The 11,376-nt window shown below is 41.3% G+C and carries 12 protein-coding genes; 9 read left to right on the top strand and 3 right to left on the bottom strand.

Annotated elements, in window-relative coordinates; genetic code table 11:
* Nucleotides 1-386 precede the first annotated feature (386 nt).
* Genes BW139_RS02890 through trpA form a run of 6 tightly spaced genes read left to right on the top strand, consistent with a single transcriptional unit; the run spans nt 387 to nt 6,974 of the window.
* Nucleotides 387-1,955 carry an anthranilate synthase component 1 gene (locus BW139_RS02890; protein WP_076918605.1) on the top strand — a complete coding sequence of 523 codons (1,569 nt, stop codon included), beginning with the start codon at nt 387-389 and terminating at the stop codon, nt 1,953-1,955.
* 1 nt (nt 1,956) lies between these two features.
* Entirely contained in the window at nt 1,957-2,577 is a 621-nt protein-coding gene (locus BW139_RS02885; protein ID WP_076918604.1) for an aminodeoxychorismate/anthranilate synthase component II, read from the top strand.
* Nucleotides 2,570-3,607 (top strand): anthranilate phosphoribosyltransferase, encoded by a 1,038-nt coding sequence (trpD, locus tag BW139_RS02880; protein ID WP_076918603.1) that lies wholly within the window; start codon nt 2,570-2,572, stop codon nt 3,605-3,607. The genes BW139_RS02885 and trpD overlap by 8 nt, the downstream gene beginning before the upstream one ends.
* Nucleotides 3,600-4,964 carry a bifunctional indole-3-glycerol-phosphate synthase TrpC/phosphoribosylanthranilate isomerase TrpF gene (gene trpCF / locus BW139_RS02875; protein WP_076918602.1) on the top strand — a complete coding sequence of 455 codons (1,365 nt, stop codon included), beginning with the start codon at nt 3,600-3,602 and terminating at the stop codon, nt 4,962-4,964. Before trpD ends, trpCF begins: the two co-directional genes overlap by 8 nt.
* A gap of 7 nt (nt 4,965-4,971) precedes the next feature.
* Nucleotides 4,972-6,156, top strand: a complete 1,185-nt coding sequence (gene trpB / locus BW139_RS02870) for a tryptophan synthase subunit beta (RefSeq protein WP_076918693.1) — start codon at nt 4,972-4,974, stop codon at nt 6,154-6,156.
* Complete coding sequence (gene trpA, locus BW139_RS02865) at nt 6,153-6,974, top strand: tryptophan synthase subunit alpha (protein ID WP_076918601.1); 822 nt, start codon at nt 6,153-6,155, stop codon at nt 6,972-6,974. The genes trpB and trpA overlap by 4 nt, the downstream gene beginning before the upstream one ends.
* Nucleotides 6,975-7,039: 65 nt before the next feature.
* On the opposite strand, the gene BW139_RS02860 is transcribed toward trpA, so the two are convergent.
* A complete protein-coding gene (locus tag BW139_RS02860) occupies nt 7,040-7,618 on the bottom strand; it encodes a type 1 glutamine amidotransferase domain-containing protein (protein ID WP_076918600.1) in 579 nt (192 codons plus the stop codon).
* Between the two features lie 222 nt (nt 7,619-7,840).
* Nucleotides 7,841-8,110: an HU family DNA-binding protein gene (locus tag BW139_RS02855; RefSeq protein ID WP_008113664.1), complete on the bottom strand. Its 270-nt coding sequence runs from the start codon at nt 8,108-8,110 to the stop codon at nt 7,841-7,843.
* A gap of 231 nt (nt 8,111-8,341) precedes the next feature.
* Here BW139_RS02855 and BW139_RS02850 point away from each other — a divergent pair, with 231 nt between their 5' ends.
* On the top strand, nt 8,342-8,983 hold the full coding sequence (locus BW139_RS02850; RefSeq protein ID WP_076918599.1) for a CPBP family intramembrane glutamic endopeptidase: 642 nt from the start codon (nt 8,342-8,344) through the stop codon (nt 8,981-8,983).
* Between the two features lie 54 nt (nt 8,984-9,037).
* Here BW139_RS02850 and BW139_RS02845 read toward each other — a convergent pair whose 3' ends face one another.
* On the bottom strand, nt 9,038-10,462 hold the full coding sequence (locus tag BW139_RS02845; RefSeq protein ID WP_008109178.1) for a sodium-dependent transporter: 1,425 nt from the start codon (nt 10,460-10,462) through the stop codon (nt 9,038-9,040).
* A gap of 188 nt (nt 10,463-10,650) precedes the next feature.
* Here BW139_RS02845 and BW139_RS02840 point away from each other — a divergent pair, with 188 nt between their 5' ends.
* Nucleotides 10,651-10,953, top strand: a complete 303-nt coding sequence (locus BW139_RS02840) for a YciI family protein (RefSeq protein WP_076918598.1) — start codon at nt 10,651-10,653, stop codon at nt 10,951-10,953.
* Between the two features lie 159 nt (nt 10,954-11,112).
* Nucleotides 11,113-11,373, top strand: a complete 261-nt coding sequence (locus BW139_RS02835) for a PepSY domain-containing protein (protein ID WP_008109182.1) — start codon at nt 11,113-11,115, stop codon at nt 11,371-11,373.
* The last annotated feature ends 3 nt before the right edge of the window (nt 11,374-11,376 follow it).

Raw genomic sequence — 11,376 nt, 5'->3', positions numbered from 1 at the left:
AACGAAATTGTTTTAAATAAACACTTGACACAAAAGCAGTTGATACGTTTTACTGTAGCCACTTTTAGACATTAAAGAATAAATAACAATGAAAAATGCAATTCAAAACATCATTTGGTGGTGGCACTCTTAAAACAAAGGGTGATGAATTGTCGTGTCTAAACAAAAAATTCTAACCCGCTACCATGCGGGTTTTTTTATCACTAAATTTTGCAATACAAGATTAACAGGAATTAAAAACATGAATAACGTAAACACTCTTACACATCATTGGTGGTGGCGCCTGGCATAGCGGGACGGTAATGGTCTATCTATAATTTAGACATCGTTATTCAAACCCCGCACTGCTTAGCATTGCGGGGTTTTATTTTTTTAGGGGATGAGGTTTGATTTTTAGTCATATAACAACAACACCAGGTGAAGTGACCAGCATAACGCAAGTAAGAGACTACATAAGTAGCCCACTTGCCTTGTATGCGGCACTTGATAAACCTAACTCACTATTACTTGAGTCTGCAGAGATAGATTCAAAAGATAGCGTAAAAAGCTTAATACTGGTTGATTGTGCATTACGTATTGTTTGCCAAGGCAACCAAGTGAGCATCAGTGCACAATCAAACAACGGCCAACAACTACTTAACTATTTGCAAGCTAATGTACAAAACTGCGCTTCACAGTTAACCGATACCACACTCACACTTGAGTATCACCCAGCCGATGACACCATTGACCAAGCTAGCAAACTGATTGCATATAACGCTTTTAGTGCACTACGCACTTGTTTAAATAGTATTAAAAGCACCACTGACAATCCGTTCTCAGTGTTTTTAGGCGGCGTATTTGCCTACGACATGGTGGCTAACTTTGAACAACTAACCGATGTACCCGACGGTGAAAACACCTGTCCAGACTACGTATTTTATTTAGCAGAAACACTGGTTGTTATTGATCATCAAAAACAAACAACCGAGTTAATTGGCAATGTGTTTAATGGCCCAGATGTTCACGCAAACTGTTTTGAAGTGGGCAAACAATTAGAACGCCTAAATACATTGTGTGACCACGCCGCAGACTTTAGTGCCCCAAGTCAAACGGGTGATTGCCCTGTAAATGTTGATATTAGTGATGAGCAATACTGCCAGCAAGTGATTAAGCTTAAAAAACACATAGTTGATGGCGATATCTTTCAAGTGGTGCCCTCTCGCACTTTCTCATTGCCGTGCCCTGACTCATTACATGCTTATAGCCAGCTTAAAAAGCAAAACCCAAGCCCCTACATGTTTTACATGCGTGATGAAGAGTTCTCATTATTTGGCGCATCCCCAGAGTCTGCGCTTAAATATGAGGTTAAGTCTCAACAAGTTGAGGTTTATCCGATTGCAGGTACTCGTCCACGGGGCAAGTTTGCAAATGGGCAAATTAATCCTGATTTAGATAGCCGTATTGAACTTGAACTCAGAAACGATCAAAAAGAACGAGCTGAGCATTTAATGCTGGTTGATTTAGCGCGTAACGACGTGGCTCGTATTAGCGTGCCTGGTACTCGCCATGCAAAAGAGCTATTAAAAGTAGACCGTTATTCACAAGTAATGCATTTAGTATCACGCGTAGTTGGAACATTAAAACCAGAACTAGATGCCCTGCATGCTTATCAAGCCTGTATGAACATGGGTACCTTAGTGGGTGCACCCAAAGTACGTGCGGCAGAATTAGTGCGTAAAACAGAAGGCAAACGTCGCGGTAGCTATGGTGGCGCGGTTGGTTATTTAACTGGTGACGGTGCCATGGACAGCTGTATTGTTATTCGTGCCGCCTTTGTTAAAAATAATATTGCTTATGTGCAGGCCGGTGCTGGGGTTGTATTTGATTCAGACCCAATGTCAGAGGCAAACGAAACGCGCGCTAAAGCCCAAGCGGTGATCACCGCAATTAAATCGACGTATAAGGCAGTATAAAATGAGTGAAGCACACCCTATTAAAATTTACTTTTTAGATAACTTTGACTCATTTAGCTACAACCTAGTCGATGAGCTAACAATGCTTGGGGCTGAGCTAGTGGTTTACCGAAACAACATTAGCGCAGAGGTCATATTCGAAAAAATGCAGGCAGAGCTCGGCCAAGTACTACTAGTATTATCACCAGGCCCTGGTGCACCAAGCGATGCAGGCTGCCTTATGGAATTAATTAACCTGTGTAAGGGTCAATTTCCAATGCTTGGTATTTGTTTAGGTCAACAAGCGCTAACACAAAGTTATGGCGGAGTAATCGGTCATGCTGGTGAAACCGTACATGGTAAGTCATCAATCATAGAATTAAATGATCACCCTGTATTTTACGGCATGGGTAGCACTATACCGGTGGCACGTTATCACTCATTAATGGCAACAAAAGTACCTGATAACTTAGCTGTTATTGCCAAGTATCAAGATATACCAATGGCTATTTATCATCATCAAGACAATGCACTGGGCTATCAATTCCACCCAGAGTCAATTTTAACGCCCAATGGCGCAATGCTACTGCAACAAAGCGTTGCTTATTTAACACGTGCGAAATTAAAGGAACATTATGACTAATCAATTACACAGCCCGCTTAATGTTCAACACGCTATTGAGCATATTATTGCAAAGCAGTCACTTAGTTACGCACAAGCAAAAGCGCTATTTGACCAGATTATGCAAGGCAATATGAGCGATATTGTACTCTCTGCGTTACTAATTGGCCTTAAAATGAAAGGTGAAGTAAGCGATGAGATTGCCGGTGCAGCCGCTTCAATGCGTGAAAATGCCGTTCCCTTTATCACTAATAAAACGCAACTTGCTGATAGTTGCGGTACCGGTGGCGATGGTTCAAACACTATAAATATTAGTACCACCGCTGCGATTGTAGCGGCAGCAGCTGGTATTAATATGGTAAAACATGGCAATCGCAGCGTGTCGAGTAATTCAGGGTCTGCTGATTTACTCAAAGCACTGGGGATCAATATCGATATGACTCCAGAGGTGGCTGCCCGTTGTTTAGAGAGCACAAATTTTACCTTTTTATTTGCACCGCACTACCACAGTGGTGTGCGTCATGCGATGAACGTGCGTACCAGTTTAAAAACCCGAACTATTTTTAATATTCTTGGGCCACTGGCTAATCCAGCCGCTCCTGAGGTGCAATTACTGGGCGTGTACGATGAGTCTTTATGCATGCCTATGGCACAAACGCTTAATACTCTAGGCACTAAACGCGCTATGATAGTACACGGCTCCGGTACTGACGAAATCGCCTTACATGGCTCAACACAGGTTGTAGAGCTTAATAATGGCAAAATCACCCAGTACACACTCAACCCAAGTGATTTTGACCTTGCAAACTATTCACTTGAACAATTAGCCGGTGAAGGCCCACAATACAACGCAAACGCCAGCCTTGCTATTTTACAAGGTAAAGGCACTGAGGCACACAATGCTGCTATTGTTGTTAATGTAGCCGCATTGCTGTACTTAACCGGCCAAGCACAATCGTTAAAACAAGGTGCGCAAATCACACACTCTTTATTACGTTCAGGCAAGGCCATGGACACACTAAATGCAATTATTGAGGTAAGTCATGGCTAATGTATTAGATAAAATTATTGCTGATAAAAAAATAGAACTCATTGAGCGTAAGGCGGCGCGCCCGCTGGAGAGCTTTAAACATCAAGCCAAACCAACAGAGCGTAGTTTTTACAAAGCTCTGGCAGCGCCAGGCACACAGTTTATTTTAGAATGCAAAAAAGCATCGCCCTCTAAGGGGTTGATTCGTCAGCCATTTGATTTAACAGAAATCACCCAAGCGTATAAGCAATATGCCACTTGTATGAGTGTACTAACTGACGAAAAGTACTTTCAAGGCAGTTTTGATTACCTTGAATTTGTGCGCAGCCAAGTAGAACAGCCGCTTATTTGTAAAGACTTTTTTATTGATGAGTACCAAGTTTATATGGCACGTATATATGGCGGCGACGCTATTTTACTGATGCTATCAGTGCTTGACGATCAGCAATACAAAGCACTGCATGCCGTGGCCGACTCGTTAAATATGTCGGTGCTAACTGAAGTAAGTAACGAAGCAGAAGTGCACCGTGCACTGGCACTTGATGCGCAAATAATTGGCATCAATAATCGCGATTTGCGCGACTTAAGCACCGACTTAGCCACTACAGAACGACTACGTAAGCTTATTCCTAGTAATAAAGTGGTTATTTCTGAGTCAGGTATTTACACCCATCAAGATGTAAAACGCTTAGCCCCTTTATGCAATGGCTTTTTAATTGGCAGCTCATTAATGGCTGAAGCTGATTTATTACAAGCATGCCGCCGCGTAATATTAGGCGAGAACAAAGTGTGCGGTTTAACCCGTAATCAAGACGCTATGGCAGCCTATAACAATGGCGCTGTGTATGGCGGGCTGATTTTTTACCCTAAATCCCCCCGCTTTGTCGATTTGGATTGCGCCAAAGAAATCAGCCAAAGTGCGCCTTTAAAATTTGTCGGTGTATTTGTTAATGCCGCTATATCTGACGTGGCTGAACACGTTAAACAACTTAAATTATCAGCCGTTCAATTACATGGTCAAGAAGATGAACAATACATTGCGTCGTTACGTAATGAATTACCACGTAATTGTGAAATTTGGAAAGCACAGGCGATAAAAGATGTTTTACCACAACCTGTTGCAGGCGCAGATCGCCATTTATACGACACCCACAGTGATTCACAGGCTGGCGGCACAGGCAAAACATTCGATTGGTCGGTGCTTCGCGATGCAACGACCCCATTTATGCTTGCTGGCGGCTTAAACCCAGACAATATTAGCGATGCACTTTTTCAAGGTGCTCTTGGACTTGATTTAAATTCAGGTGTTGAAGAGTCTCCAGGGAAAAAGTGTGCAAACAAACTACATCATGCTTTTACAAGTATCAGAAATTATTGAGGTTAAAATGCAAAATCCAGCTTATTTTGGCGAGTTTGGCGGTATGTTTGTACCGGAACTGCTTGTCCCTGCGCTTAAGCAGTTAGAAAACGAATTTAATAAAGCACAAAAAGATCCTGAGTTTCAGGCAGAGCTAAGTAAATTACTTAACGAGTATGCGGGTCGCCCTACGCCGCTTACGTTAACGCGTAACTTAGTTAAAAACCCAAAAGTAAAACTGTACTTAAAGCGTGAAGATTTACTACACGGTGGTGCGCACAAAACAAACCAAGTATTAGGCCAAGCACTGCTTACCAAACGCATGGGTAAAAAAGAAGTCATAGCAGAAACCGGCGCCGGCCAACATGGTGTAGCCACTGCACTTGCCTGTGCATTGCTTGGCTTAAAATGCCGTATTTACATGGGTGCAAAAGATGTTGAACGCCAGCAGCCAAACGTATTTAGAATGAAACTCATGGGCGCTGAAGTTATTCCAGTAACGGCAGGCTCGGGCACATTAAAAGATGCGGTTAATGAAGCATTACGTGACTGGTCAGCAAATTATCAAGACGCTCATTACCTTTTAGGTACAGCCGCGGGTCCTCACCCATTCCCGACTATTGTACGTGAATATCAAAAAATAATTGGTGAAGAAGCAAAACAACAAGTACTTAAAGCCGAAGGCCGTTTGCCTGATGCGGTTATTGCGTGTGTAGGCGGTGGGTCAAACGCCATTGGTATGTTTACCGATTTTATTGATGAGCCAAGCGTTAAGCTTATTGGCGTTGAACCTGCGGGTAAAGGGTTAGACACGCACGAGCATGGCGCAACCATCTGTAAAGGCACTAAAGGTATTTTGCACGGTACTTACACTTATATTATGCAAAATACAGATGGTCAAATTGAAGAGTCTTACTCTGTATCTGCGGGACTAGATTACCCTGCTGTAGGGCCACAGCATGCCTTTTTACACGAAACGGGCCGTGCTCAATATGTAGGTATTACCGACACCAAAGCACTTGATGCCTTTCAAGCATTGGCTAAACACGAAGGGATTATTCCTGCGCTTGAATCAAGTCATGCGCTAGCCTACGCCCTCGAATATGCAGAAGAGCAAACGCAGGACAGTATTATTGTTATTAATTTAAGTGGTCGTGGCGATAAAGATTTAGCCCACGTACACAAGGTATTATCAGAGGAAGGTCAACTATGAGCCAAATAAAAACTGACCGTTACGGACAAATGTTTGCCGCACTAAAAGAGCAAAACCAAGGTGCGTTTGTACCGTTTGTGACCATTGGCGATCCGGGTAAAGCGCAAAGCATCGAAATTATTAAAAGCTTAATCGATGGCGGCGCTGACGGACTGGAATTGGGTATTCCGTTTTCAGATCCGATTGCCGACGGCCCTGTTATTCAAAAGGCCAATATTCGTGCTTTAGATGTACACATTAATACACAAGATTGTTTTGATATTATTAAAGAAATACGCCAGTACAATGCCGATATTCCAATTGGCTTATTGTTGTATTCAAACTTAATATTTAAACGTGGCTTAGAAAAATTTTACACTGATGCAAAAGCAGTAGGCGTTGACTCTATTTTAGTGGCTGATGTGCCGTTACACGAGTCGAAAATGTTTAGAAAAGCCGCCATGGCCAATGGTATCGACCCAATTTTTATCGCCACGCCGAACGCCAGTGACGATACGCTACGTGAGTGTGCATCGTACGGTCGCGGCTATACCTACTTGCTTTCTCGTGCAGGGGTAACAGGTACCGATACTAAAGCACAAATGCCTGCAACCCATGTGGTTACACGCCTGCAAGAATACCACAGCGCGCCTGCGTTGTTAGGTTTTGGTATTTCAACACCTGATGATGTAAAAGCTGCACTTAAAGCCGGTGCTGCGGGGGCTATTTCAGGCTCTGCAGTCGTAAAAATCATTGAAGCAAACTTAAATGATTTAGACGCGATGACATCACAGCTAAAAACATTTGTAAGCGAGATGAAAGCCGCAACAGCGCTTTAATCAACGATTTTTTAACCACTAAAAAAGGGCATTTAATATGCCCTTTTTTGTTTTGAAATGCTAACTTAATGCGCTTGATGCTTACCCTCAAGGATCTCTTCAATAAATTTAGCATTAAACGCGTCTAAATCTGCAGGGCTGCGGCTAGTCACTAAGCCTTGATCAACACAAACCTCTTGGTCAACCCAGTTAGCACCCGCATTAATTAAATCGCTTTTAATACTAGGATACGAAGTAACCTTTTTGTCTCTGAGCTTATTAATTTCAGCGAGTAACCACGGCGCATGACATATAGCCGCAACAGGTTTGTTTTTCTTTGCCCCAAAAAAGCCGTCTACAAATGCCTTAGCGTCCGAGTCTTGGCGTAAGCTATCGGGGTTAAACAAACCACCTGGCAGTAAAAGCGCATCGTAATCAGCGGCATTTGCATTGGCAGCTAATTTATCAACGGTTACTTTTTCACCCCAATTGTCTTCATTCCATGCGGTGATCTGCCCTTCTTTAATAGAAACAACTTCAATATCGGCGCCCGCTTCAAGTAAAGCAGCCTGTGGCGAGAGTAACTCGCTTTGCTCAAATCCATCGGTGGCTAATATGGCAATTTTTTTACCTTGTAAACGATTACTGTTATGTAAGTTACTCATTAAATACTCCTTATTTCATTCAATACATAACTGTATTTGCATATCACATACCAAATATAACACGCTGAATATAATAAGATTTTATAAATATGAATAAGCCAGCAATGTAAATTATTTACACTGATTGCAGATACTACAGGCAAAGGTAATAAAGCAAAGAGCCTGTAAGCTAAATGTTGGCTTTTGGGGAAGATGCGAACTTACAGGCACTAAAGTTTTAAATTAAAGGCGCTCTTTTAACGCTTTTGCTGGTTTAAATACGGCTTTATTAGCCCCTTGTATTTCAATCGCTTCACCAGTTTGTGGATTACGACCAGTACGCGCTGGGTAATAGCTTAGTGCAAAAGTGCCAAAGCCTGATATTTGTACCTGATCGCCTTCAGACAATGACTTTGTAATCACTTTTTGTAAGCTGGTTAACGCAGCTTGTGCGTCTTTTTTTGTTAATTCACTCGCATCCGCAATGGCTGCAACCAGTTCTGCTTTATTCATTTTTTGCTCCTAAATACACGCCTAGGCTTAAACCCATTAGCGTGGCAATACAATGATGTAAAAATAAAAGCAGGCAGGCTAAGGGTTGCAAGGGGGTAAGTCAACCTTAACCGAGGGCTAAGAGCCTTAGTAAGAGTCAGTGGGTTTAAATATAATCAGCTTGGCTGTTTTATGGTCATAAAGATGACTTAATCGTTTGCTAGGGTGAGATAAAAATCACCGTGAGCAAACGTGAACGCTAATCAATATCGCTGGTTTGAATTTGCCTTTATTTTTATTATTCTGCCTTTAATTGGCTTTAATATTCGCCAATATTTATCTAACTGGCTTATTCCGGCACTGATCATCCTCATGAGTGTGTGTTGTATGTTGCTACTAAACGACACTCACTTTAAACGTTTTAGATTAACTAGCTTGGGGCAGTTTTCTGCTGTGAAGCGCCGCATGTTTAGCTTTTTCTTTATTGGCGCGTTATTTTCGGGGGTATTTTACAACTTACTTTACCAAGGACACTGGTTTACTTTACCTCGTGAAAATCTCACCGACTGGCTAATGCTATTACTGCTCTACCCTTTATTGTCGGTGATCCCGCAAGAATTAATATTTAGAACCTACTTTTTTCATCGTTACAAGCGCATTATGCCCAGTAAATGGCTACGCATTATTATCAGTGCGAGTGTATTTGCACTGGCACATATTGTTTACGCTAATTGGGTTGCAGTAAGTTTAGCGTTTATAGGCGGATTACTATTTGCATATACCTACGCACAAAGCCGCTCAACCTTTGCCTGTGTTCTTGAGCACAGCTTATGGGGCATATGGATGTTTACCCTAGGGATGGGTGACTATTTAGACTCTGGTGCACTGAGTTAACAAACAGCAATAAAAAAGCCGCGACAGGCGCGGCTTATTTAGATTTAGTTTAAATTAAAAACCAAAAATACTGATATCAAAAAACTTCGTTGCAACGGTATTTACAAAAATGATTAATAATATCGCTGGAATAAAGGTTTGCAGTGAAAAGTTAACGTACTTTTCCATAAAGCTATTAGCATAATTAGGAGAGCCCTGTCTTAGCTCTTCACTTAAGCGAACTTTTTTCCATTTATACATTACAAACAAACACACCATTAAACCATTTAAAGGCAATATTGTGTCGTAGAATACGTCATAAACAACATCAAAAAAGCTCTTATTACCACTACCGTAGCTAGTAAAAGTAGTTAGGCTGTCAATCATACCAAACGACATAATACACAAAATAGTTAATATACCAGTTGATAAAGTAAGTATGCCCAACGCTTTTTTACGGCTAATGCCTTTACGGTCGCTTAGTGTTGCAGTTGGTACTTCAACAATAGATACCAATGATGTGATCGCAGCAAAAAATACCAATAAGAAGAAAATAAATGCCACGGCTGATGCGCCAAAGTAACCAATATCATTTTGTAGCGCTAATAAGATTTTTGGAAGATAGACAAAAATCATTGAAACTGACGAGTCAGATAACTTAGCCGGATCGGTATTTGGGTCAAAGCTAAAAATAGCAGGTAACACCATTAAGCCTGCTACAAACGCAACCAGTGAGTCGGTAATAGCGACCATTTTAGCACTGCCTACGATGTCATCTTTTTTCGAAATATAAGAGGCATAGGTAATTAAAATACCCATTCCTAACGACAATGAGAAAAACGCTTGGCTCAGTGCACCGTTAAGCACGCTGGCATTCATTTTACTAAAATCAGGAATAATGTAGTATTTAACACCGGCCATTGCGTTATCAAGGGTAAGTACATAACCCACCAGTATAATTAGCATGACAAACAAAGCAGGCATTAAAAATTTAGCCGCTTTTTCTATGCCGTCTTTTACACCACCGACCAAAATAAGGTTAACAATAACCACAACCAGTGCCATATAACCAAACACGGTGTAGCTATTTATAAACTCACCAAAATGCCCAGGGTTTGCCAGCATATCTAAATTACCCAGTGCGGTTTGGCTTAAGTAACCAAAAATCCACACCGTGATCACCATGTAAAAAACAGCAATCATAAATGGCGTTAGTACTGCTAAAAAGCCAGCAAACTTCCATTTTTTGTCGTTATTAGCTAATACTTTGTATGCACCAAGCGGATCTTTTTGTGCATGACGACCCATGGCCATTTCGGCCATCATTACAGGTAAACAAATGAATGCGACAAACAAAGCATAGACGAGCAAAAATGCACCACCGCCATTCTTAGTCGCAGAAACTGGAAAGCCTACTAAGTTACCAATACCCACAGCAGAACCTGCCGCTGCCAATATAAATCCTAAGCGGGAGCTAAAGTGCTCTCTATTTTCACTCATGTAATAACCTTGTTATTATTTATCTTATCCAAGGGACTCTACCAGTGTTACGCAACGCTTTTCAAGCAATTACCGTGTAAAAAAACATTCTTGCTGTAAACATCACCATAAACACTTTTAATTCACCATTTATCAACGCTATGCTAGTATGCAGTTAATTAAATTTAACAAGTTTTGAGAGTATTTTTATGTTGTATATGATTTATTCAACAGACGTCCAAAATAGTTTAGAGCACCGTAAAGCGGCACGCCCAGCTCATTTAGCGCGCTTACAAATCCTAGAAGACGAAGGCCGACTATTAACCGCAGGCCCTCTTCCGGCCATTGATAGTGAAGACCCGCAAGACGCAGGTTTTACGGGTTCTTTAGTGATTGCTCAATTTAATTCTTTAGAAGACGCCAGAGAATGGGCCGCAGATGATCCCTATGTTGCCGGTGGCGTATATGAAAATTCTATCGTTAAACCATTTAAAAAAGTGTTCCCTGCTTAATTAAACTGTGACCCCTGTTTAACTGCAACCAGTAATTCAGGGTTTGTTCACTCATTTTTAATTAAACTTTGCCTTATAAAAACTTAAATACACGCCATGGTATTTAAGTTTTAGTGGCTTAGTTTCTAAGCTAAGCAGGTCTGTTCTAGGAGTTTCGCAATGCGTGTATTATTAATACTCAACTTAATCGCGGTAATGTGTTTGGCTAATTTTGCCCATGCAAACAATACCAAAAGCAAAGCCGATAAAGTTGAGGTAAGCAAAAAGAAAGCTGTAATACTTGCAAAACAAACTACAGACGGTACAACGTTAAAAATTTCTGAAGAAACACTTTTTTTTACTGTACGAATCTTAAAAGCTGACGGCCACGTCGTCGATTTGAAAATAAACAAGAAAACTGGCGAAGTGAAAAAGGATTAACCA

The sequence above is a fragment of the Pseudoalteromonas sp. SK18 genome (genome assembly GCF_001974855.1).
Lineage (GTDB): Bacteria > Pseudomonadota > Gammaproteobacteria > Enterobacterales > Alteromonadaceae > Pseudoalteromonas.
This window is presented reverse-complemented; position numbering and strand designations above follow the sequence as displayed.

What these genes read in the sequence shown, in the direction of transcription:
- BW139_RS02885 (WP_076918604.1), top strand. Translation starts at nt 1,957, where the DNA reads ATGAGTGAAGCACACCCTATTAAAATTTACTTTTTAGATAACTTTGAC.
- trpD (WP_076918603.1), top strand. Translation starts at nt 2,570, where the DNA reads ATGACTAATCAATTACACAGCCCGCTTAATGTTCAACACGCTATTGAG.
- trpCF (WP_076918602.1), top strand. Translation starts at nt 3,600, where the DNA reads ATGGCTAATGTATTAGATAAAATTATTGCTGATAAAAAAATAGAACTC.
- trpB (WP_076918693.1), top strand. Translation starts at nt 4,972, where the DNA reads ATGCAAAATCCAGCTTATTTTGGCGAGTTTGGCGGTATGTTTGTACCG.
- trpA (WP_076918601.1), top strand. Translation starts at nt 6,153, where the DNA reads ATGAGCCAAATAAAAACTGACCGTTACGGACAAATGTTTGCCGCACTA.
- BW139_RS02860 (WP_076918600.1), bottom strand. Translation starts at nt 7,618, where the DNA reads ATGAGTAACTTACATAACAGTAATCGTTTACAAGGTAAAAAAATTGCC.
- BW139_RS02855 (WP_008113664.1), bottom strand. Translation starts at nt 8,110, where the DNA reads ATGAATAAAGCAGAACTGGTTGCAGCCATTGCGGATGCGAGTGAATTA.
- BW139_RS02845 (WP_008109178.1), bottom strand. Translation starts at nt 10,462, where the DNA reads ATGAGTGAAAATAGAGAGCACTTTAGCTCCCGCTTAGGATTTATATTG.
- BW139_RS02840 (WP_076918598.1), top strand. Translation starts at nt 10,651, where the DNA reads ATGTTGTATATGATTTATTCAACAGACGTCCAAAATAGTTTAGAGCAC.
- BW139_RS02835 (WP_008109182.1), top strand. Translation starts at nt 11,113, where the DNA reads ATGCGTGTATTATTAATACTCAACTTAATCGCGGTAATGTGTTTGGCT.